Source organism: Streptomyces sp. NPDC048191, assembly GCF_040652655.1.
In the GTDB taxonomy this organism is placed as follows: domain Bacteria; phylum Actinomycetota; class Actinomycetes; order Streptomycetales; family Streptomycetaceae; genus Streptomyces.
In genome coordinates this window covers 204655-227237 of the sequence record NZ_JBEZMO010000014.1, presented here as the reverse complement: position 1 = coordinate 227237, position 22583 = coordinate 204655, and the positions used below count along the sequence as shown (strand labels likewise).

15 protein-coding genes are annotated in these 22583 nt (G+C 72.2%); 4 read left to right on the top strand and 11 right to left on the bottom strand.

Translation table 11 applies throughout. The annotated features are described in order from the left end of the window. Positions 1-98 precede the first annotated feature (98 nt). The 9 genes from AB0D93_RS23630 to AB0D93_RS23590 form a co-directional block, all read right to left on the bottom strand. The gene (locus tag AB0D93_RS23630) at positions 99-1508 is read right to left on the bottom strand and encodes an MFS transporter (protein ID WP_362122339.1); all 1410 of its coding nucleotides are present in this window, start codon (positions 1506-1508) and stop codon (positions 99-101) included. After that, positions 1505-2083 carry a TetR/AcrR family transcriptional regulator gene (locus AB0D93_RS23625; protein ID WP_362122337.1) on the bottom strand — a complete coding sequence of 193 codons (579 nt, stop codon included), beginning with the start codon at positions 2081-2083 and terminating at the stop codon, positions 1505-1507. Before AB0D93_RS23625 ends, AB0D93_RS23630 begins: the two co-directional genes overlap by 4 nt. 70 nt (positions 2084-2153) lie before the next feature. Continuing rightward, complete coding sequence (locus AB0D93_RS23620) at positions 2154-3326, bottom strand: serine hydrolase domain-containing protein (RefSeq protein WP_362122335.1); 1173 nt, start codon at positions 3324-3326, stop codon at positions 2154-2156. 32 nt (positions 3327-3358) lie between these two features. Beyond that, on the bottom strand, positions 3359-4573 hold the full coding sequence (locus tag AB0D93_RS23615) for a cytochrome P450 (protein ID WP_362122333.1): 1215 nt from the start codon (positions 4571-4573) through the stop codon (positions 3359-3361). 29 nt (positions 4574-4602) lie between these two features. After that, positions 4603-5883, bottom strand: a complete 1281-nt coding sequence (locus AB0D93_RS23610) for a cytochrome P450 (protein ID WP_362122331.1) — start codon at positions 5881-5883, stop codon at positions 4603-4605. 41 nt (positions 5884-5924) lie between these two features. Next, complete coding sequence (locus tag AB0D93_RS23605; RefSeq protein WP_362122329.1) at positions 5925-7529, bottom strand: NAD(P)/FAD-dependent oxidoreductase; 1605 nt, start codon at positions 7527-7529, stop codon at positions 5925-5927. A 1-nt stretch (position 7530) separates the two neighbouring features. Continuing rightward, positions 7531-8196, bottom strand: coding sequence for a hypothetical protein (locus AB0D93_RS23600; protein WP_362122327.1), 666 nt, complete (start codon positions 8194-8196; stop codon positions 7531-7533). A gap of 144 nt (positions 8197-8340) precedes the next feature. Continuing rightward, on the bottom strand, positions 8341-14673 hold the full coding sequence (locus AB0D93_RS23595) for an SDR family NAD(P)-dependent oxidoreductase (RefSeq protein ID WP_362122325.1): 6333 nt from the start codon (positions 14671-14673) through the stop codon (positions 8341-8343). Continuing rightward, entirely contained in the window at positions 14666-15955 is a 1290-nt protein-coding gene (locus AB0D93_RS23590) for a cytochrome P450 (RefSeq protein ID WP_362122323.1), read from the bottom strand. The genes AB0D93_RS23595 and AB0D93_RS23590 overlap by 8 nt, the downstream gene beginning before the upstream one ends. A gap of 557 nt (positions 15956-16512) precedes the next feature. On the opposite strand from AB0D93_RS23590, the gene AB0D93_RS23585 reads away from it, so the two are divergent. From AB0D93_RS23585 to AB0D93_RS23570, 4 genes are all read left to right on the top strand, one after another. After that, entirely contained in the window at positions 16513-17475 is a 963-nt protein-coding gene (locus tag AB0D93_RS23585) for an alpha/beta hydrolase (RefSeq protein WP_362122321.1), read from the top strand. Between the two features lie 1207 nt (positions 17476-18682). Beyond that, a complete protein-coding gene (locus AB0D93_RS23580; protein ID WP_362122319.1) occupies positions 18683-19318 on the top strand; it encodes a DedA family protein in 636 nt (211 codons plus the stop codon). Between the two features lie 377 nt (positions 19319-19695). Further along, a complete protein-coding gene (locus tag AB0D93_RS23575) occupies positions 19696-20055 on the top strand; it encodes a DUF779 domain-containing protein (RefSeq protein ID WP_362122317.1) in 360 nt (119 codons plus the stop codon). A 96-nt stretch (positions 20056-20151) separates the two neighbouring features. Further along, positions 20152-21390, top strand: coding sequence for a phosphodiester glycosidase family protein (locus AB0D93_RS23570; protein ID WP_362122315.1), 1239 nt, complete (start codon positions 20152-20154; stop codon positions 21388-21390). A gap of 2 nt (positions 21391-21392) precedes the next feature. Here AB0D93_RS23570 and AB0D93_RS23565 read toward each other — a convergent pair whose 3' ends face one another. Both AB0D93_RS23565 and AB0D93_RS23560 read right to left on the bottom strand, forming a co-directional pair. Further along, positions 21393-21587, bottom strand: a complete 195-nt coding sequence (locus AB0D93_RS23565) for a hypothetical protein (RefSeq protein ID WP_362122313.1) — start codon at positions 21585-21587, stop codon at positions 21393-21395. A gap of 104 nt (positions 21588-21691) precedes the next feature. Then, positions 21692-22555 (bottom strand): phosphatidylinositol-specific phospholipase C/glycerophosphodiester phosphodiesterase family protein, encoded by an 864-nt coding sequence (locus AB0D93_RS23560; RefSeq protein ID WP_362122311.1) that lies wholly within the window; start codon positions 22553-22555, stop codon positions 21692-21694. Positions 22556-22583 lie beyond the last annotated feature (28 nt).

Genomic DNA, 22583 nt, shown 5'->3' with positions numbered 1-22583 from the left:
ACGCCACCCCGGCATACCCGCCGCCCCCCAGCGCACCGACACCAAGAGCGTCCCCCCCCACCCCCCCGCCCGCCCCCCCCCGGCGCCGGGAGCCGGTGTCAGCTGGGACGCGCCTTCGCGGTGCGCCGCAGGACCAGACTGATCACGATCGTCACCGCCATCGAGGCCGCCCCGGCCCAGGCGGCCGCGGTGTATCCGGACTCGGCGGGGAACGTCGCCCTGGAGGCGGTGTGGGCGGCGAGCACCAGACCGCCGAGCGCGCTGCCGATGGAGAAGCCCACGCTGCGCACGACCTGGTTGAAGCTCATCGCGCTGGAGGTCTCCTCGGGCGGCGTGACGGCGAGGATCGCGGCCGGCATGGCGGCGGAGAAGACGCCGACGCCCAGGCCCAGCAGCCCCATCACGGCGAAGGCCAGCCACAACTGGCCGCGGGCCAGAGCGAACACGACCAGCGCGGCCAGCACCATGGCGCCCCCGACGGCCAGCACCGTGGCGGCGTCGAGCCGCTTGCGCAGCGGTGGGGCCAGCTTGCCGCCGGCGAAGCCCAGTGCCGAGAACGGCACGAGGACCAGGCCCGCGACGAAGACGTCGACTCCGAAGCCGTAGCCGACCGCCGCGGGGGTCTGCACATAGCGGGTGACCAGCGTCAGTAGCAGGTACATGCCGACGCCGCCGAGGAGCATGGTCACGTTGGCGCCCGCCACCGCGGGGTGCCGGAGCAGTGTCAGGTCCACCAGCGGGGTGGCGGAGCGGCGTTCGTGGCGCACCCACACCGCCAGCAGCACGACCGCGGCCGCCAGCAGGACCCCGGCCAGTGCCGGGTGCTTCGTCCACAGGGTGGTCTGGCTGATCGCCAGCAGCAGGACCAGCAGACCGGCACCCAGCAGCGTCGCCCCGGGCACGTCGACCGCCATCGTCCGGCCCGGCGGCGGCTGCGGCACCGCCCACCAGGCCGCCGCCAGCGCGATCACGGTGATCAGCAGACCGAGCCCGTACGCCGCCCGCAGCCCGGAGAGGTCCGTGAGGAGACCGGCGAGCGGGTAGCCGACACCGATGCCGACGGTGGACGCCACCGACAGCAGCGCGATGGTCGGCGCGGAGCGCCGCTCCGGCAGGTGGTCGCGGGCCACGCCCATCATCAGCGCGGTCAGGCCGAGACCCGCGCCCTGCGCCACCCGGCCGGCCAGCAGCCAGCCGAACGACGGCGGCACGGTGGTCAGCAGGCTGCCGAGCACCACGGTGACGAGGGTGGCGAGGATGACCTGGCGGCGGCGCGGCCCGGTACCGAGGCGCCCGAGGACCGGGGTGGCGATGGCGCCGACCAGCAGCGGGGCGGTGAGGGTCCACTGCGCCGCGGCCAGCGAGACGTCGAACTTCCCGGCCACCGCGGTGATCAGTGGCGCCCCGAGGCTGCCCACCACCGCGACCACCAGGGCGATGAACATCAGCGCGGGCACCAGCGTGCGCCCGGAGACCTCCGGCTTGGACTCGGTTGCGGTGTCGGTCATCGGTTCGCCTCGCTCGTCAGGTGCTCGAACAGCCCTGTCTGGATACGGGTGGTGGCCTGCGCGGCCCAGTCCGCTTCGAGGTCCGCCAGCCCCAGCGCGGCGCTGGTGTTGAGCAGCATCCCGTAGGCCATGAAGGTCTTGATCTGTACGGCGTCCAGGCCGGTGCGGTCGCTGACGGTCCGCCAGAGCTCGCCGAAGCACTCCCGCACGGCCGCACGCAGCTCCGGGTCGCCGCACGCGGCGAACGCCTGCAGCTGGAGCAGCAGCAGGGTGCGGTCGGACAGGCTGTCGTGGTAACGCTGCCCCATCGCGGCCAGCGCCTGAAGGCCCTTGGCCGATCCGGCGGCCTCGGCGAGGCCGTCGGCCATGGCGGCGAAGGCGCGGCGGACGACTTCGAGGAACAACTGCTTCTTCGTGCCGAAGAGCCGGAAGACGTAGGCGTGGGTGATGCCCGCCCTGCGGGCGATCACCTCGGCGGACACCCCGTGCAGCCCGTGTGCGGCGAACTCCTCCGCGGCGATCTTCAGGACCTGCTCGCGACGGTCCACGCCCGCAAGCCGTCTGGCCCGCTCCATGATCGAGGCCACTCCCCCCGGTAGATACTAGTAAGTCACTTGTAACTTAACAGAACGGCAAGGGAGTTGCTCACCGGGCGGCGGCCCGTACGGCCTGCTCGACCGCCGCGACGAGACCGAGCACGGCCGGGTCGGCGAAGGGCACGACCTGGGTGAACAGCACGGCCGCGCCGGGGCCTTCGGTGCCGCCGTCCACCCAGTAGTAGGAGTTGGCTCCCCCGGCCCAGGCCAGCGTGCCGACCGGGCGTCCCTGCGGCGTCGGCGCCTCGTTGCGCATGCCGAGCAGTGACCAGGTGACCGGTGTGCCGGGGAGCAGCTCGATGTCGTGGGACACGGCCGGGGCGACGGAGACCATCCGCCGCACCGGGCCGGACTGGCTGCGCCGTGCCTCGGCGAGGGTGTCCGCCGCGAGGATCCTCGTGCCGTCCAGGGTGCCGCCGGCCGCGATCATGCGCAGGAACGTCAGATAGTCGCGCGGGCTGCCGTAGAGCCCGCCCCCGGCGGAGACCAGCTCGGGCTCCTGCGGCAGCTCGAAGGGGGCCGCCACCGGTCCCCCGGGCGTGCGGGCGTACAGCCCGGCGAGCCGGCCTCGGTCGGCGATGCGGAAGGCGGTGTCGGTCATGCCGAGCGGGCCGCATATGTGCTCGCGCAGACGGGTCTCCAGGTCGGTGCCGGTGATCCGGGCGATGGCCAGGCCCACCCAGTCGAGCCCCATGCCGTAGCAGAAGTCGGTGCCCGGGTCGTGGACCAGCGGCGAGTCCACCAGCGTGGACAGCCGGCCCTCCCGGGTCGAGGGGATGGCGTTGGCCTCGTGGTAGCGCGCGAGGTCCGGGCACAGGAACGGGTAGCCGAAACCGCCGGTGTGCGACAGCAGCCGCCGCAGTGTGACCGCCGACCGGGCCGGGCGCAGCCGGGGCACGTCACCGTCGTAGCCCTCCAGCACCTGGGGTGCGGCGAGTTCGGGCAGCACGTCCGCCAGCGGGTCGTCGAGGGCGATCGCGCCCTGCTCGACCAGTTGCAGCGCCGCGACGGCCACGACCGACTTGGTCATGGAGGCGATCCAGGCAATGGTGTCCTCGGCCCAGGGCGCGACGCCGTCACGGGTGCCGGCCCCGCCGGAGTAGACGACTCCGTCGCGGTCGGCGGTCATGACGTAGACGCCCGGGGCGACGCCGCGTTCGACGGCCTCGGCCAGCAGGGTGTCGATCCGTGCGGTGTCGACGGCTTTCGCCGGTGTGGTCACAGGAGTGCTCCGATGTACGGCCGTGACGCGGCTCACCAGGCCACGGGCAGGCTGTGGAGTCCGAAGATGGTCATGCTGTGGCGGCAGTCCAGGTCCGCCGGTGACTCGTGCACCAGCCGGAGCCCGGGCAGCCGCCGCAACACGGTGGCCAGGGCGACCTGGAGTTCCAGGCGGGCGAGCGGCTGCCCGATGCACTGGTGGACGCCGAAGCCGAAGGCGACGTGCCCGCGCGCGTTGCGCTCGACGTCCAGCCGGCCCGGGTCCGGGTAGACCCGTGGATCGTGGTTGGCGGCGGCGAGCGAGAGCAGCACCGCGTCCCCGGCCGGGACGGTGGTGCCCCCGATCTCGATGTCCTCGACCGCGACCCGGGGCAGGCCGTTGTGCGCGACGCTGTGCAGGCGCAGCAGTTCCTCCACGGCACCGGGGATGCGCTCGGGCCGCTCCCGCAGCAGTCCCAGCTGTTCGGGGTGGCGCAGCAGGTCGAGCAGGGACAGGGCCGTCATGTTGGCGGTGGTCTCGTGGCCCGCGACGAGCAGCAGCAGGCCGGTGTTGATGACCTCCCGGCGCGTCAGCCGGCCCGCGGCCTCCTGGTGTGTGACCAGACGGCTGATCAGGTCGTCGGTGGGATGGTCGGCCTTCTCCTCCACGAGCCGTGCGAGGTAGTCCGTCAGCTGCTCGCGGCTGGTACGGATCTCCTCGGCCGTGGACTCGCGGTTGAACGCCACGGCGCTGCACCGCTGGAAGAAGTCGTGGTCGGCGTAGGGCACACCGAGCAGCCGGCAGATGACCAGGGAGGGCAGCGGCAGCGCGAAAGCGGTGACGAAGTCGGCCGGGGAGCCCGCCGCGATCATCTCGTCCAGCAGCCGGTCCACGGTCTCCTGGATGCCCGGGCGCATCGACTCCACGTGCTTGACCCGGAACTCCGGGGTGAGCATCCGGCGGTGCCGGTCGTGCTCGGGCGGATCCATGCGGATGAAGCTCCGGAGCATTTCGCGGGTGGCGACCTGTCCCTTGGAGAAGAACGGGTAGGAGGGGTGCCGCACGTCGGCGCTGAGCCGCGGATCGCGCAGCGCCTGACGCACGTCCTCGTGCCGGGTCACCAGCCAGGCGGTCCGGCCGTCCCAGAGCGTCACCCTGCTCACGGGCCGACGCTCGCGGAGGTCGCCCAGCAGCGGCGGCGGGTCGAGCGGGCGGTCGGCGGCCCGGGGTATCGGGTAGGACGGGGCCAGGTCCTCGGTCTCTGCCACGGAAGGAACCTCCTGCGCGCCTGGGGGACTTACAGGTCGAGCTTCAGATCGGGAAGCAGTTCCCCGGCGTTCGCGACGTCGGGGCCGGTGCGGGGGCCGGGGGTGAAGCGAGCGGGCATCTTCACGTAGCCGTTGATCTGCCCGACGGTCGGATAGCGTTCGGCCGCGCCCTCGACCAGCCGGTAGTCGGGCATGCGCCGGAGCACCTCGGTGAGCACCACCTCGAAGTCCGTCTGCGCGATGTGGCGTCCGATGCACCGGTGCATGCCGATGCCGAACGCCGCGTGCTTGCGCGTGTCCCGGTCGAAGTCGATGGTCAGCGGGTCGGGGAACACGTCGGGGTCGAGGTTGGCGGCCGCCCAGGAGATGAGGACCCGTTCGCCGCGGGAGACCGGGAAACCGTCGATCTCGTCGTCGCGCATGACGGTACGGCCGACACAGACCACCGGGGTGAAGTAGCGCAGGAACTCCTCGCACGCCTTGGGCACGGTCTCCGGCTCCTCGATCAGCCGGCGGCGGTCGGCGTGGTTCCGGTCGAGGTAGTCGAAGGCCGAGGCGAACAGCGCGGTGGTGGTGTCCATGCCGCCGGCGATCATGGCGCTGCACACCGCGATGATGTCGGCGTCGCCGATCTTCTCCCCGTCGATCTCCATCTGTGTCAGGAAGCTGATGAGGTCCCCCTTCGGCTCCGCCCGGCGCCGGGGAATCGCCTCCTGAACCTCTTTGAGGAGCATCCCGAAACCGATTTCGACCTGCTTGTACTCCGGGGTGCCGGACGGGGTGTACGCCAGCGAGTGCACCGCCTCGGCGTACAGGCGCCAGTTGTCCATCGGCAGTCCCACCATGTCCAGGGTGAGCAGCGCGGGGACGGCACTGGCCAGGTCGAGGACCAGGTCGGTCTCGCCCTTCTCGATGAACTGGTCGACGCACCAGGTGGCGTAGGCCTGGATGCGGGGGCGCAGTTGCCGGGCGACCGTGGGAGAGAAGAAGCGGTTCAGGGCGCGGCGCCAGTCCAGGAACTCGGGCGGGTCCATCTCCAGCGGCAGCGCGCGGAAGGTGGTGGCCGGGATGATCGTCCCCTGGGGACGGCCGGGCGTGTTCGGCAGTTCGTGGGCGGAGGAGAAGACCTCCGTCCGCCTGGCCACGTCCGCGACCTGCTCGTACCCCGAGACGACGTAGAAGCCGCCGTGGTGCGAACTGTGGGCCACCGGGCAGCGCTTGATCAGTTCGGAGTTGGCGGCCCAGGGGTCACGTCCGTATTCCTCCGAGTGGTGGTCGAAGTCGATCTCCGGCGCTTCTCGCCGTGTCATGGTGTGCTCCTGTCAGCTCGGTGGTGACGGGACCCGGTGTGTCAGGTCCCGGTGCGTGTCAGGGCGAAGCCCTGGTAACCGCCCGCCGCGACCTCGGCGCACGTCTGCGCATAGGCTGGGAAGCCGACGAATGGCATGAACACACGTTTCTTTCCGGGGATGTTCGCGCCCAGGTACCAGGAGTCGCACGAGGGGAACAGGGTCCGGCCGGCGACCTCGTTGACACGCAGCCCCCAGGCCTCCTCCGCCTCCGGGGTGGCCTCGATCGCGGCGATGCCGTGGTCGGCCAGGTACTTCAGGCAGTCACCGATCCACGTCGCGTGCTGATGGATCGCCACCAGCATGTTCGTCAGCACCGACGGGCTGCCGGGGCCCGTCATCGTGAACAGGTTCGGGAAGCCGGGGACGCCGAGGCCCAGGTAGGTCCGCGGACCGTCCGCCCACACGTCCTTCAGCGGCAGCGCGTCACGCCCGCGGATGTCGATGCCGAGCAGCGCGCCCGTCATGGCGTCGAACCCGGTGGCGAAGACGATCGTGTCGAGTCCGTGGGTGCCGGCCGCGGTGCGCATGCCGTCCGGGGTGATCTCCTCGATCGGGGCCGAGGCCACGTCAACGAGACGCACGTGGGGCCGGTTGAAGGTTTCGTAGTAACCGGTGCCCACGCACACGCGCTTGCAGCCGACGGGCTGCTTCGGCGAGAGCAGTTCCGCGACGCCGGGGTCCTTGACGATCCGGCGGATCTTCCCGCGGATGAAGTCGGCGACCAGCTCGTTGGCGGCCGCGTCGGACATCAGGTCGCCGAAGGAGCGCAGCAGCAGTGGCCCGCCGAGTCCCCAGAAGTACTCGAAGGCGGCCTCGCGTTCGGCGGCGGAGACGAGGAAGACCGAGGACGGGTTGGTCGGGTACCGCGACAGGCCGGCCGTCGCCATCGCGTTGTTGCGCGCCCGGAATCCCGCGTAGTCGGCCTTGACGGCGGCCTGCAGCCCGGGATCGAGCGGCTGGTCGCGCGCGGGCAGCGTGTACGCCGCCGTGCGCTGGAAGACGTACAGCTCCTTCGCCTCCTCGGCGATGGCCGGGATCACCTGGACACCGGACGAGCCCGTGCCGACCACGCCGACGCGCTTGCCGGACAGCTCGACCGGCTCGTGCGGCCAGCGGGCGGTGTGCAGGATCTCGCCGGAGAACGTCTCCCTGCCGGGGATGTCCGGCATGTTGACCGAGGACAGGCACCCCGCCGCCAGGACGACGAAGCGGGCCACCACCTCGTCACCGGCCTCGGTGCGCACCGTCCACCGGCAGGCCGGCTCGTCGTACGTCAACGCCGCGACGGGGGTGTCGTACTGGATGTCGCGGTCCAGGTCGAAGCGTTCCACGACGTGGTCGACGTAGCGCAGGATCTCGGGCTGGGAGGCGTAGCGCCGGGTCCACTCCCACTCCTGCTGCAGCTCCTCGGAGAACTGGTAGGAGTATTCGAGGCTCTCCACGTCGCAGCGGGCGCCCGGATAGCGGTTCCAGTACCAGGTGCCGCCCGGCCCGGCGCCGGCCTCGAAGACCCGTACGCTGAGGCCGGCTTCGCGGGCCTGGTGCAGCATCTGCAGGCCCGCCAGGCCGGCGCCCACGACGACCACGTCGAAGCTGACCGTCATGTCAGTGCTCCACCGGGAGGGCGGCGGCAGGGACTTCCCGGTGCCGCCCGGCGCCGGACCGCTCCCAGCGGGTGGCCGCGAGGCTGGCGGTGCAGATCCAGAGAAGGACCAGGAAGAACGGTCCGTACGTGATCAGACCGCCCGGCTCGAGGGGGCCGTCGGGGAAGATGAGCGGCACGCAGCCCAGCACCTGGAGCGCCAGGGCGACCATGCCCAGCGGCTTCAGCCAGGCAGGCCAGCCCGCCGACGGCCGCATGCTCCACGACCCGGCCGTGACCATGACCGCCGCGGGCAGGACGTTGAACATGAAGCCCAGGACGTAGGCGTCCGAGAACGCCCGTAACAGGGCGTGTGTCCCGGGGTCCTCGGCCCACACCGAGAAGATCTGGAAGAGCCCGAGGAACACGGTCGCGAAGGTGGCCCACGCGGTGCCCGCGGCGAGCATGATGACCGGCAGCGGGCTGTGCGGCACCTCGCGGCGTAGCCGGGTGTACGCGTAGCCGAGGAACCACAGCGCCGCGAGCAGGGCCAGCCCCGCCATGAACTGGTAGACGTAGCCACGGGTGGCGTGGGTCGCGTAGAACGTCACGATCTCGTCCTCGGACGAACCGAAGGCGGGGATCGGCGGCAGGACCGGGATCGTGGCGAGGAGAACCAGCAGACTCACGATTCCGGTCGCCGCGTGCGGCGCGTGGGACGGTTGTTTGACCACAGGGGATCCCTCCGGTGTGCGCTGTGGTGCCGGCTCCCGTCGGCGGCGGCGACGTGCGTCGGTTCCGCCGACGGGAGCCGGTGGGAGGCCGGCGTCGGACTACTGAGCCGTTCCGAGGTCGAGCCGGTCGAGGATGCGGGTGGCGAGGGCGGCGAGGCTGGAGTCCTGCCGCATCTGCTTGGGGGTGATGCGCACGTCGAATTCCCTGCTGATGCGCGTGCTCAGCTGGAGCGCCATGAGGGAGTCGAGGCCGTAGTCGGTCAGGGACAGGTCCGGGTCCAGGCCGGCCGGGTTGACCCGGAGGATCTCGGCCGCCCGGTCGGTGAGGTGCCGCTCCAGGAAGATCTGCCGGCCGGCGGGGTCGGTGAGGCGCAGCTCGGCCAGGACGGCCTGCTGGGCGGAGTCCGTGACGGCTTCCGCCGTGCCGGCGGCGGGGATGGCCGCGAAGAACGGTGAGCCCGTCTTCTGCGCGAACATCTTCTGCCAGCCCCCGTCGAGGATGGCCAGATAACCGGCGCGGGCCCGGTCGTGGCGCAGCAGGGTGTCGCAGGCGGTGATGCCTTCGTCGGGGGCGATCATGGCGTGGCCGCTCTCGGCGAAGAAGGTGCCGCGCCCGACCTCGTCCCAGGCTCCCCAGTTGACGCTGAGGGCCGGCAGTCCGTGGCCGCGCCGCCAGACGGTGAGGCCGTCGAGGAGCGCGTTGGCGGCGGCGTACGAGGCCTGACCGGGGAAGCCGAGGAGGCCGGAGGCGGAGGAGAAGCCGAACCACCAGTCGAGCGGGAGGTCCCGGCAAGCCTGCTCCAGCCGCAGGGCGCCGCGTGCCTTGGGCGCCCACACGCGCTCGATCTGGTTCTCGTCGAGGCTCGCGATCGCGGCGTCGGCGATCACCGCGGCACCGTGGACCACCCCGCGCAGCGGCACACCGTCCGCGGTGGCGGCCCGGACGAGGTCGTCCGCGGTGCCGGCGACGGCGATGTCCCCGAGGACGACCTCGACGCCGGTGCCGGCGGCGCGCAGCTCCTGGATGACCGTCTCGGCGTCCTGGGAAGGCGCCGAACGGCCGTTGAGGACGATGCGGCCCGCGCCCGCCCCGGAGAGCCAGCGGGCGAGGAGCAGACCCAGTCCGCCGAGTCCGCCGGTGACGATGTAGGCGCCGTCGCCGCGGACGACGGGTACCTGGTCCGGCCGGACGACGGCCTGGCCCTCACCGTCCCGCGGGAGCGCGAGGACGACCTTGCCGATGTGGTCGCCGGCGGCCAGCGTGCGGAAGGCCGTGGCGGCGTCGTCGAGCGGGTGGACGGTGTGCGGCGGGGCCTGCAGCGCGCCGGTGGCGAGGAGGTCGTGGACCTCGCGCAGGACGCCGCCGAGGTAGTCGTGGTCGAGCACCCCGAGGTCGATGCTGTGCAGCGAGATGTTGCGGCGGAAGGGGTAGAGCCCGATGCGCGAGTCGGCGTAGATGTCCTTCTTGCCGAGTTCGACGAAACGGCCGCCGATGCGCAGCAGGTCCAGGCCGGCCCGCTGGGCGGCGCCGGTGAGCGAGTTGAGCACGACGTCGACGCCCTCGCCGCCGCTGAGCTCGCGGATCTCGTCGGCGAAGCGGGTGGAGCGGGAGTCGAAGACGTGCTTGACGCCGAGGTCGCGCAGATGCCGTCGCTTGGCCTCCGTTCCGGCGGTGGCGAAGATCTCGGCCCCGAAGTGCCTGGCGATGGAGATCGCGGCGAGGCCCACACCGCCGGTGGCGGAGTGGATCAGTATGCGTTCCCCGGCGCCGATCCGGCACAGCCGGTGCAGGGCGTACCAGGTGGTGGCGTACACGCTGGGCCGCGCGGCCGCCTCCTCGAAGGTGACGTCGTCGGGGATCGCCACCGCCTTGACGGCGGGGACGACGGCGAAGGAGTGGAACGCTCCGGGGTGCAGCGCGGCGACCCGGTCGCCGACCCGGTGCGAGGTGACGTCGTCACCGACGGCGGTCACGGTTCCGGCGCAGTCGAACCCGAAGGGCATGGGCTCGCCGTCGATGGTCTTGTACAGGCCCATCGCGTTGAGCACGTCGGCGTAGTTCAGGCCGAACGCCTCGGCCCTGATCTCGATCTCCCCGGGGCCCGGCCGGCGTCGTCCCGTGTCGACGAGTTCGAAGCTGCCCAGGTCGCCCGCGTGCCGAACCGCCAGGGCGTAGCCGTCGTGTCCGTGGCGGATCCGCCGTGTCCTGCGGTCGTCCTCGTGCAGCGGCGCCACCTTGAGCCGGGCGACGTACAGGTCGCCGCCGCGCAGGGCGATCTCGTCGGCGTCCGTGCCGGCGCACAGCGTGGCGGCCAGCTGTCCGCCCGTGGTGTCGGTGTCGATGTCGACGCAGACCACGTCGAGTTCGGGGTGCTCGTGCCCGATCACCCGGCACAGGCCACGCAGCGGGGTCTGTTCCAGGTTCGTTCCGTCGCCGTCGTGCACCGGCTGGGCGTCGCGGGTGACCACCCACAGCCGGGGCGCGCTGGTCTCGGTGCGCTCGGCCAGCAGGCGCACCAGCCGGACCAGCCGGCCCACGCGGCGTTCGGCCCGGTCGACCGCGGCCTCGTCGGCCACGCCGGTGGCGGGCGGGCACAGCAGCACCAGGCCGTGCAGCGGTTCTCCGGACGGCCGGCCGTCCAGCGCGGCCGCGAGGTCCTGATCGTTCTCCGGGCTCGTGCCGACGGCCAGGTGGGCACTGCCGGTGTTGGTGGCCAGGGTCGCGGTGAGTTCGCCGACGAAGGCCTCGGGACCCGCGTCGTCCTCCGTCACCACCAGCCAGCGCCCGGCGGGCTGCTGCGGGGCGGACTCGACGCGCTCCCAGTCGAGGGCCAGCAGCCGTTCGGCGAGCCGGCGGTCCTGGGTGGCCAGGCGCACCCGCTCGATCTCGGCGAGCACGTGGCCGTCCTCGTCGAGGAGCGTCACATCGCCCACGGCGAGGCGCTCGTCGAGGTGACGCAGCCGGGCCAGGCAGTAGCGTCCGTGGTGCGGATCGCCGTACACGCGCACGGCGCCCGCCCCGACCGGGAACGCGTCGCGGAGCAGGGCCGGATGAGCGGCCAGCGCCTGCAGCAGGCCGTCGATCAGCACCGGGTGCATGCCGTAGGAGTTCAGGTGTGCGCGGACCCCGGCGGGGATCCGGAGCTCGGCGAGGACCGACTGGTCGACGCCGGTGTCCTCGGACAGGTGCAGGGCGGTGAGGGCGGCGAACAACTCGTCGTGGTTGACGCCCGCGGCCTGGAACTTGGCGTAGGCGTCGCGCGGTTCGAGGGTCCCGGGGTGGCGTTCGAGGAGTTCGGCCAGGTCGCGGCGGTCCGGCCGGGTCAGGGTCGTACGGCGCAGCGAACCGGTGGCGAGGCTGGTCGGTTCGTCGCCGTCGCGGCGGGTCAGGGCCTCGAAGCGGACCAGGCCCTCGGCGACGGGGCGTACCCGCGTGGACAGCACGGTGTCCTCGTCCACGGGCAGCATCTCGTGGATGGTCAGATCGGTCACCTCGACCGTCTCCGCGCCGTCCGGCTCGGTGCCGAAGACGGTGCGTGCGGCGCTCAGGGCCATCTCGCAGTACGCGGCCCCCGGCATCACCGGCTGGCCATGGACCCGGTGGTCGCCCAGCCAGCGCAGCTCGCGGCCGCCGACGCGGGCCTGCCAGTGGTGCTCGTCGTCGCTGTACACGGGCTGCAGGTGCGCGCCGAGCAGCGGGTGGACGGCCACGCTCGACGCCCCCGGCCGCTGTACGGCCGTGGCGAGCACCCCGAGGTCACGCCCCGCCCACACCGGCAGGGGGACGTCGGCCAGGTGCCCGGTGGGGTACTCGCGTTCCCAGTCGACGGGGACACCGGTGCAGTGCAGGCCGGCCAGCTGGGGCAGGAGCCCTTGCCGGGCGTCCTGGTCCCGGCGGAGGGTGGGTACGGTGACCGCGTCCCGGCCGATGGCGTGGGCGGTCTCGGTGACGGCGTGGGTGAGCAGCGGGTGCGGGGAGACCTCGATGAAGACCCGGTGTCCGTCGGTCACGGCCGCGTTGACGGCGTCGGCGAACCGTACGGGCCGGCGGAGGTTGCTCACCCAGTAGTCCGCGTCGAACGCGGCGGGTTCCCTCGGGTCCAGGACGGTGCCGTAGAACGGGACGGTCGGCGTCCTGGGGGCCAGGTCGGCCAGCCGGGTGCCCAGGTCCTCCAGGATCGGGTCGACGTGCGGGGAGTGCGAGGCGTAGTCCACGGCGATCTGACGGGTGTGCAGGTCACGGGCGTCCCACCCGGCGATGAGCCGGCCGATCCGGTCGGGGTCGCCCGCCACGACCGTGGAGCCCGCCGAGGCCACCACCGCGACGCTGACGTCCTCGATGCCCGCGGCGGCCAGCTCGGCCTCGACCTGCTCGTGCGGGAGCTCGACCGTGGCCATGGCGCCGCCGCCGGCGATCCGGGTGATCAGCGAGGACCGACGGCAGATCACCTTCGCCCCGTCCTCGTAGGACAGCGCGCCGGCAACGACCGCCGCGGCCACTTCGCCGAGGGAGTGCCCGATCACGGCGGCGGGCTCGACACCGCGCGCCCGCCAGGCCGCGGCGAGCGCCACCTGCGTCGCGAAGATGGTGGGCTGGACCCGCTCGATCCCGGTGACGGTGGTGTCGCCGACCAGTTCGGCGCGGACGGAGAAGCCCGCCTCCCGGGCGATGAGCGGCTCGAGTTCGTCGATCGCGGCGGCGAAGGCGGGTTCGCTGTCCAGCAGGTCCCGGCCCATGCCGGCCCACTGGGAGCCCTGTCCGGAGAACAGCCACACCGTGTCGCCGCCGTGGACGCCCACCGAGCCCGACACGATGCCCTCGCCGGCCTGGGACGTGGCGGCCAGCTTGAGCCGGTCGACGAGCTCGTCACGCGTGGAGGCCAGGACGACGAGCCGTTCCTTGCGGTGGTCGCGGCCCCGGGCGAGGGTGTAGCCCACATCGCTCAGCGGCACCGACGCGCCCTCGCCGGACAGCCACTGGTCGACCCGCTCGGCGGTCTCCGCCAGGGACTCCGGGGTGCTCGCCGACAGCACGTACGGCCGTACCCGCTCGTCGTCCAGGGGCTCGGCCCGGGACGCCGCCACGGCGGGCGTCGCGGCAGCCGGGGAACGGCCCGTGGTGTCGGGCGCCTGCTCGACGACGACGTGGACGTTGGTGCCGCTGAAGCCGTAGGAGGAGACCGCGGCCAGTCGCGGCCCGCCGCTCACCGGCCACTCCTGCAGCCCGGTCGGCACGAACAGCCGTGTCCCCTCGGGGGAGATGTCCGGGTTCCACTCGTTGAAGTGCAGGTTCGGCGGTATGTGGCCGTGGCGCAGTGCCATCACGGTCTTGATGAGTCCGGCCACGCCGGAGACCGACTCGGTGTGGCCGATGTTCGTCTTCACCGAGCCGACCGCGCACGGCTGGTCACCGGCGCCGTAGACGGCGGCGAGCGCCTTGAACTCCACCGGATCGCCGGTCGGCGTGCCGGGGCCGTGCGCCTCCACCAGCCCCACCTGGGCGGGGTCCACGCCGGCCGTGCGCAGTGCGCGGCGCTGCACGGCTTCCTGCGCCGTCGCCGAGGGGACGACGATGTTGTCGGAGCGGCCGTCCTGGTTGGCCGCCGAGCCGCGGATGACGGCGAGGACCCGGTGGCCGTCACGTATCGCGTCCTCCAGCCGCTGCAGGGCGACGACCGCGCAGCCCTCGCTGCGCACGAACCCGTCGGCGGCGGCGTCGAACGCGGCGCACCGGCCGTTGGGCGACAGCATGGACCACTGGGAGAACAGCACCCCGACCTCGGGCCCGATCATCAGCATCGCCGCACCGGCCAGGGCCAGGTCGGACTCGCCGGTGCGCAGGCTCTGGCAGGCCAGGTGGACCGAGAGGAGGCCGGAGGAGCACGCGGTGTCCACGGCCACGGAGGGGCCGTGCACGCCGAGCAGGTACGACACCCGGCCCGCGCCGACGGAGTGCGCGTTGCCCGTCATCACGTACGGGTTCTCGATCAGCGCGTCGTCCATCGTGCGCAGCAGGTAGTCGTGGTGGGCGAGGCCCAGGAACACGCCCGTCTGCGACCCCGCCAGGGACGCCGGGGGTATCCCGGCGTGTTCCAGCGCCTCCCAGGACATCTCGACCAGCAGGCGGTGCTGCGGGTCCATCGCCTCTGCCTCGTACGGCGTGATGCCGAAGCTGCCCGTGTCGAAGCCGCCGATCCGGTCGAGGAAGCCGCCCCAGCGGGACACGGACTTGCCCTGCACCCCGGGCTGCGGGTCGTAGAACTCGTCGGCGTTCCACCGCTCCGGCGGAACCTCCTGGACCGCGTTGCCACCGCGTTCGAGCAGGCGCCACAGGGCGTCGGGGGAGTCGACTCCGCCGGCGAACCGGCAGCCTATGCCCACGATGGCGATCGCGTCGGCGGCGGGCAGACGTTCGGTGTTCTGGCTAGACACGGGAAAGACCGCCTCCTTCGTTGGCGACCGCGGTGACGGTCATCGGCAGACTGTTGGGGCGCGGCATGGCCGCCGCCACGCGACGCACGGAATGGCCGGGAGCGGGGGCGAGCCGCCAGCGGCCGAGGATGGTCGCCAGCGCGATCACCGCCTCGGCCTGGGCGTAACCCTCACCGATGCAGCGGCGGTTGCCGGCTCCGAAGGGGATGAAGGCGTCACGCGGAGGCTGGCTGTCCCGGTCCCCCAGCCACCGCTCGGGGTCGAACCGGTCCGGCTCCGGGAACGGGCGGTCGTCACGGTGGAGGTCCAGCTGGCTGAACATCACGTCGGCACCCGCGGGCAGCCGGACCCCGCCGAGGACGACCGGTTGCGTCGCGCGCCGGAACAGCATCAGCAGCGAATACCGCCGCAACGCCTCGTTCACCACGGCATGGGTGTAGGGAAGGGCGGGAAGGTCGTCGTATCCAGCCGGCCGGCCGTCGAGGACCTCCTGCAGCTCGGCCCGCAGCCGCTGTTCGACGGCGGGGTTCCGGGCGAGTTCGTGGCACGTCCACGCCATGGTCGCGGCCGTCGTCTCGGTTCCGGCCATCATGATCGAGACGAGTTCGTCCCGGATGAGCTCGTCGCTCATCCCCTCCCCCGTCTCCGGGTCGCGTGCCGCGCGCAGGTGGGACAGCAGGTTGCTGCCCTCCACACCATCGGGGTGGTCGCTCTGCACCACCGCGTCGACGGCCGACCGGAGCCGTCCCGCCGCGGCCAGGAAACGCTTGTCGAAACCACTCACCCGGCACAGCCAGGAGGGGAGCACCGTCCTGGCGACCATGCCGCGGGTGAAGACCGGCAGCGAGCGGAGGATGTCCGTCACCACGGACCGGGGCAGCTGACCGGAGAACATCGACCGGACCAGCGTCGTCAGCGTCAGCTCGACCATGACCTCGTCGACGGCGACGCGCTGACCGGGGCGCCAGGAATCCGCCAGTTTCTGCGCCTCGCTGCTCATCGTTTCGGAGTAGGCCCTGATCATGTCCTTGTGGAACAGGGGCTGGATGATGCGCCGCTGACGGCGGTGCAGTTCGCGTCCGGATGCCAGCAGTCCATTGCCGCTCAACGGGTGGACGGCCTCGTACACCATTCCCTTGTCGAAGTAACGCGCATTCTCGACCAGGACGCTGTGTGCGAGCCGCGCCGTGGTGAGAACGTAAATCGGGCGCCGGCCAATGTGGATGAGGACGATTTCCCCGCGACGGCGAAGTGACTCGAAGAACGTGAACGGATCCCGCATGAGTGGCCACACGTGTCCCACCATGGGCAGTCGGCCCGGTGCGAGAGGGGCGGGCCGGGGAGGGCTTTCCTGCTCTTGCCCCTTCCTGCTGACAGGACACGTCGGCGCCGGCTTCGCCGGCAATTCGTTGCTCATTCGTACCCCTCCGGCCGGATCAGGCCTTCGTTAGCCGTGACGCCGGTCCAGGTCGGTTCGGAGAACTGGACGTCGCCTTGCTGACTTTCAGGGCTCTCGAGAGTGTCGCCTCGCGCGGCATGCTGAAGAATCACGGCCGAACTCGCCGTGATCGCGCCCCATCAGGGGACCGAAGCAACTCGATGCACGGCAGCACTGGTGACTCATTGAGCGCGCTCTCCGGTCAACGTCGGTGTGCCGTCGGCCTCATTCATGAAATCTCCCTCGGGCTGCCTCGGCACCTACCGTAGGAACTCGTACGACACGGAGTGCGGGTGTGACAGCTAGATGCCATCCCACCGATGGCCGTGGAGGGGATGCGTGACGTCGCCGGGAATTCCCGACAGCGGAGTCCCCAAGATCAGATCACGTACGCTCGGGACATGGTTGAGCATCGAATGGTTGATGTGAACGGCATTCGGCTGCACATCGCCGAACAGGGCAACGGCCCGCTGGTGGTACTCCTGCACGGCTTCCCGGAATCCTGGCACTCCTGGCACCGTCAGTTCGGCCCGTTGGCCGAGGCCGGCTTCCGAGTGGTGGCACCCGACCAGCGGGGGTACGGGCGCAGTGACCGTCCCGGCTCCGTCGACGCGTACAGCATCCTCCATCTGGTCGGTGACGTCGTCGGGCTGATCCAGGCGCTGGGCGAGGAGAAGGCGTACGTCGTCGGGCACGACTGGGGGGCACCGGTCGCCTGGCACACCGCCCTGCTGCGGCCGGACATGGTGCTCGGGGTGGCCGGCCTGAGCGTGCCGCCGCCGTTCCGGGGGACCCGGCCTCCGCTGGCCGTCATGGACGAGATGTTCGGCGGCCGCTTCTACTGGAACTACTTCAACCGTCCCGGTGTCGCCGACGCCGAGTTCGCCCGGGACACGCGCACCGCGCTGCGGAAGTTCTTCTACTGGGCCTCCGGCGACGCTCCCCATGCCGGCGACGTCACGCAGCCGCTGGTCGACCCCGACCGCGGCTGGCTCGCGGACATGCCGGACCCCGGCGTGCTGCCGGAGTGGTTCAGCGAGGACGACCTCGACGCGCTGACCGAGAGTTTCTCCGAGGGCTTCACCGGGGCGCTCAACTGGTACCGCAACCTCGACCGCAACTGGGAACTGACCGCCCCGTGGCACGGCGCCGTGGTCAGCCGGCCCGCGCTGTACGTCTACGGCGACCGCGACGCCGTTCCCGCCTTCCCCGGCACCCCCGAACTCATCGAGAAGCTCCCCGACCTGATGCCCGGTCTGCGACGCAAACCCCTCAAACTCCCGGGCTGCGGCCACTGGACCCAACAGGAACGCCCGAACGAGGTGAACACGGCCCTGACCGACTTCCTGAACTCCTGCACATGACCCCGCCCCCGGACCCGACAGCCCCTTGCCCCGCACCCAACGGCTCCCTGACCCGGCCACCCGCACCCACGGCTCCACGACCTCAGCCACCCGCACCCACGGCTCCATGACCCCAGCCACCAAACCAGGCCCTCGATCCCGGCCCACCGAACCCACGGGCCCATGCCCCCGACCACCGAACCGACGCCTCCTTGCCCCGGCCACCCAGCCCCATGGCTCCATGGCCCCCAGCCGCCAAACCGGGCCCTGACCCCGACCCACCGAACCCACGGGCCCATGACCCCGGCCACCCACCCAACGGCTCCTTGTCCCGAGCCACCAAACCGGGCCCTGATCCCGACCCACCGAGCCCACGGCCCCATGGCCCCGGCCACCCACCCCACGGCTCCATGACCCCAGCCACCCAACCAAGCCCTCGATCCCAGCCCACCGAACCCACGGGCCCGTGACCCCAGCCACCCAACCAAGCCCTCGATCCCAGCCCACCGAATCCACGGGCCCGTGACCCCAGCCACCAAACCAGGCCCTGATCCCGGCCCACCGAACCGACGGGTCCATGACCCCGGCCACCCACCCAACGGCTCCACGACCCCAGCCACCAAACCAAGCCCCCGATCCCCCAGCCCACCGAACCCACGGGCCCATGACCCCGACCACCGAACCCATGGGTCCCTGACCCCGACCACCGACCCGACGGCTCCTTGACCCGGCCACCCACCCGACAGGGACCCACGGAACGGCGGGCGGCTGAGGAGCACCACCGGCCCCCGCACCGCGGGGTCCTCGGTCCGGCCGCCCGGACAGTCCCACGGCCCCGTCGCCTAGCCGGACGAGCCGGCCAGGGCACGGGCCGGCCCCGAGCCCGGCCCACCGGGCGGGGGCGAGTCTCGGCCCCGGCCCGTGGGACAACCACCGGGGCCCGGCCCTGAGCCCAGGCCGCCCGGCCCCGCGCGGACCTGTCTCCGAGCCCGACCGGCCAAACGGCGGGGTCTCCCGGGCCCGCCCCATGGCACAACCGCACGAACCCGCGCCAGAGCCGACAGCCCGCGTCCTCGACACCACCGAGCTGCGCGAACCACTCAAGTCCGCCTGACCCGGCGGGGCCCGGCGGTCCCGGCCGCCGGAGGCGCGAGGCAGGCGGTTTCCGGGTGGCCGGGCGATGCTGGTGAGCGAGTACCCCTGCGAGCAGGCCAGGAGGCCCGGCCAGGTGACAGCCGTCAATCCGATGAACAGCGCCTCGGTGCTGGCCGCCTTCGGCGCGATCGGCGTCCTGGTGGTGGTCTTCGCCGAGTCCGGCCTGCTGGTCGTCGGCTTCTTCCTGCCCGGTGACACCCTGCTGTTCCCGGCCGGCGTGCTGTGTGCCGGCAGTGCGCACCAGACGCCACGGCTGGCGTTGTGGCAGGTGCTGCTGTGCGCGGCCGTCGGCGCGGTGGTCGGCGCACAGGTCGGGTATCTGATCGGCCGGCACGGCGGTCGCGCGCTGCTGGCCCGCACCTCCAGTCACCGGGTGAAGGAGGCGGCCGCCCGGGCCGAGAAGCTGCTCGCCCGGTACGGCCACGGGAAGGCGCTGGTCATCGGCCGGTTCGTGCCGTTGCTGCGGACGGTCCTGCACCCCGTCGCCGGCGTGCTCGGGGTGCCCGTGCGGACGTTCACGCTCTGGCAGACCGTGGGCGGGATCCTGTGGTCGCAGGCGCTCGTCCTCGCCGGCTACAGCCTGGGGGCGTCCGTCCCGCACGTCGACGACTACCTGCTGCCCCTCGTCGCCGTGGTCGTCGTCCTGTCGACGCTGCCCCTGCTGATCGAGGCCCGACGCGCCCGCCGCCGGCGGCGCTCCACCGACTAGAGGCGTGGCGCGGGCGGGTCCTGCCTCCCCCAGTACCCGAAGGGCCCGCCGGCAGGAGGCGCCCACCCCCGCGCGGTGCCTTCCGCCGCTACAGGTCGGCCGCCCGGTACGTGGGCCGCCCCGCCACCACGGTGAGGACGACCGGCACCCCCCCCCCCGCGTCCGCGTCGGCCACCGTCGGCGGATCGTCCGCCGGGTGCCGCGGCTCGGCGGACCGCCCGCGGCCGGACCGTCGCCGGACACCCGCGCCCGGCCGCCGTCCCCGTCGTCGAAGCGGTACGGGCAGGGTAACGACGCCTTCTGGACGGGCCTGCGACGAACCATGAGACTGGGCCGGTCCGATGCCCGCGCGCGCCAGCACTTCAGGACGGTGACCCATGGATGAGGAAGTCCCCCGCGTCGAACTCACCCCCGACGCCGCGGACCTCGTGCGGCGGCTGCACGCCGAGCACGGTCCGCTGATGTTCCACCAGTCCGGAGGCTGCTGCGACGGCAGCGCGCCCATGTGCTATCCGGACGGCGAGTTCCGCACCGGCGACTCGGACGTGCTGCTGGCGGAGCTGACGGTGGACGGTGTGGCCGAACCCGTCACCTTCTGGATGTCCCGGAGCCAGTACGAGGCGTGGAGCCACACCCGGCTGATCGTGGACGTGGTACCCGGACGGGGCAGCGGCTTTTCGCTGGAGGCACCCGAGGGGGTGCGTTTTCTCACTCGTTCTCGCGTAGTCGACGCCTAGTCGGCCCGGCGGTCGCCCCGCTCTGGTCCACTGCCCCTTACAACGCGTACGACAGCCCGTACCACAGGGACAGTTGACGAGACATCAGGGGGCACGGTGACCAGACGTCACAGGCGTTCGGCAGCGGGCAGAACGGCTCTCACGGTTGTCACGGCATTCGGTGTACTGGCCGGTGCGGCCCTCGCGGGGGCCGCACCGGCCGCTGCCGTACCGGCGAGCAGGCGGATCGCGCCGGGTGTCACCTACCAGCAGTTCGACGTGGCGGCGGCCGCGGGCCCGGCGCACGCCCACCTGGTCACGGTCGACCTGGGCAACCCGCACGTCCGCGTGGACCTGCTGTACCCGGGCGCGGTGGCGGCCCGGGCCACCGTGTCCGGGATGGCGAACTCGGCCGGCGCGATCGCGGGGGTCAACGGCGACTTCTTCCACATCAGCGAGACCCAGCATCCGGGCGTGGAGGCCACCGGCGCCAGCGTCGGACCCGCGATCGCGGACGGACAGGTGCTCAAGGCGGCGGTACCGGCAGGCCAGCGGTTCGGGCCGGCGCTGCCGCCGGGGACCGGCACGCGGGACGTCTTCGGTGTGGGCGCCGACCGGCGGGCCCGCCTGGACCGTCTCTCCCTCGCCGGCACCGTGAAGACGCCGGAGGGCACGTTCCCGCTGAAGGGGCTCAACCAGTACGCGCTCGCGGAGAACTCCGTCGGCGCCTTCACCTCGCGGTGGGGCAGCGCCTCCCGGACGCGTGCCGTGTGCGGCACCGACACCCAGCGGTCCGGGCCGTGCAGCACCGACACCTACGAGGTGAAGGTCCGCGGCGGCCGGGTGGTCTCCGCCTCCGACACGCCGGGCAAGGGCGCGATCCCGGCGGGCACCACGGTCCTGGTGGGCCGTGAGGAGGGCGCGCGGCGCCTGCGCAAGCTCTCCGTCGGGGACGCGGTGCGCGTGACGCACAGGCTGGTGGCGGCCTCGTCCGGGGTGCCGTACGCGTTCGCGATCGGCGGCTTCCCGGTCCTCGAGGGCGGCGAGGAGCTGTCCGGTCTCGACGACGTGACCTCGACCGTGCGCACGGCCGTGGGTTTCACCGGCAACGGACGCCGGCTGCTGATCATGGCGTTGGACGGGGGTGCCGCCTACCGGACCGGCATGACGGTCAGGGAAGAGGCCGAGACCATGCGCTCGTTGGGCGTGTCCGACGCGTTCAACCTCGACGGCGGCGGCTCGACGGAGCTGGTCACCCGTGGCGCCGGTGCGGGCGCCGTGACCGTCCGCAACCATCCGAGCGGCGGCGCCGAGCGCCCGGTCGCGAACGGCATCGGGGTGTTCCCGGCCGGCTGAGCTCAGGGACGCATCGTGCTCACCAGGTCGGCGGTCGCGACGAGCCCGCTGTGAATGGTGGGCGCCACGCTCGTGCCGGCCAGGAAGAAGCCGAGCAGGACACACACCATGGCATGGGAGATCTTCAGCGCGCAGTTGCGAATGAAGATCACGGCCAGGATCAGGAGCAACAGCACCGCAGAGATGGGAATGACCACCGGGAAACCTCCTCCGCCACGCCCCCTTGAGTGGCGTTCGGCCGTAAGTGTGGCGTAGCGGAGGGTTTGTCCGGGCGGCTGACGTGTCCCCCAAACGTGTGGTGTTACGCGCCGGGGCGGCCGTCGAGGAAGGCCTCCAGGCCGGCCAGGTCGTCGGTGTTGAGGTAGTCGACGCCGGCGGCGAGCAGTTCCGTCCACAGGGCGTCGCGGGTGGGGCCCGCGGCGTCCGGGGTGGCCCAGAACCGCACCTGCTGCCCGCGCGCGTGTGCCGCGGCGGTGATGCTCCGCAGCTTCTGCCGCTCGGTGTCGGGGAACGCGCCCGTACCCGACCAGCTGAAGTTCTCCGTCCAGTTGTCGCTGATCAGTGAGATGAAGGTGGGGGGTGCGGCGCCGCCGAGGTCGGTGAGCCGGCCGTCGTAGAAGGCGCGTCGCTCCTCCTGTGCCTCCATGGGGACACGGGCGGCTCGGTCGCCGGAGATGACGGCGGTGACGGGCCCGGGGTGCACCCGGCCGTGCGCGTACCGGGTGAACAGGTGCGGATGGCGGCGCAGATGGCGGTTGAGTTCGAGGTACGTCGAGGAGCCCTCGGTCTTGATGTCGATCAGGAGGTGCAGCGGACGGTGCCACCCCCGGTACACCGAGCCGTGGTTGGCCCGGACCCGGGCGGCGAGCGGGTCGAGGTAGAGCGACTCGAGGGTGCGGGCCGGGTCCAGCTCGGAGCTGTCGTGCCCGATGAGCAGCTGGTCGCCGACGAGGAAGATGTCGGCCTCGACGCTGTTGAAGCGGTGGTCGAGCGCGTCGAACAGCGGCCGGGGATGCTCGTAGTCGTTGTGGGCGTGGGCGTTCCACAGCGGGTGCGGACCGCGCCGGGAACCGCCCGCCCGGGCCTGCGAGGCGGGCAGGGCGACCGCGCCGGCGAGGGCGGCGCCGAGGGTGGTGAGGGCTCTGCGACGGGTGGTGAGGGGCATGCGCGTACTCCCTTGAGGTGCCGGAGAG

Coding starts and splice junctions, on each gene's coding strand:
- AB0D93_RS23630 (WP_362122339.1), bottom strand. CDS start 1,508: ATGACCGACACCGCAACCGAGTCCAAGCCGGAGGTCTCCGGGCGCACG.
- AB0D93_RS23625 (WP_362122337.1), bottom strand. CDS start 2,083: ATGGAGCGGGCCAGACGGCTTGCGGGCGTGGACCGTCGCGAGCAGGTC.
- AB0D93_RS23610 (WP_362122331.1), bottom strand. CDS start 5,883: ATGACACGGCGAGAAGCGCCGGAGATCGACTTCGACCACCACTCGGAG.
- AB0D93_RS23605 (WP_362122329.1), bottom strand. CDS start 7,529: ATGACGGTCAGCTTCGACGTGGTCGTCGTGGGCGCCGGCCTGGCGGGC.
- AB0D93_RS23590 (WP_362122323.1), bottom strand. CDS start 15,955: ATGCGGGATCCGTTCACGTTCTTCGAGTCACTTCGCCGTCGCGGGGAA.
- AB0D93_RS23585 (WP_362122321.1), top strand. CDS start 16,513: ATGGTTGAGCATCGAATGGTTGATGTGAACGGCATTCGGCTGCACATC.
- AB0D93_RS23575 (WP_362122317.1), top strand. CDS start 19,696: ATGGATGAGGAAGTCCCCCGCGTCGAACTCACCCCCGACGCCGCGGAC.
- AB0D93_RS23560 (WP_362122311.1), bottom strand. CDS start 22,555: ATGCCCCTCACCACCCGTCGCAGAGCCCTCACCACCCTCGGCGCCGCC.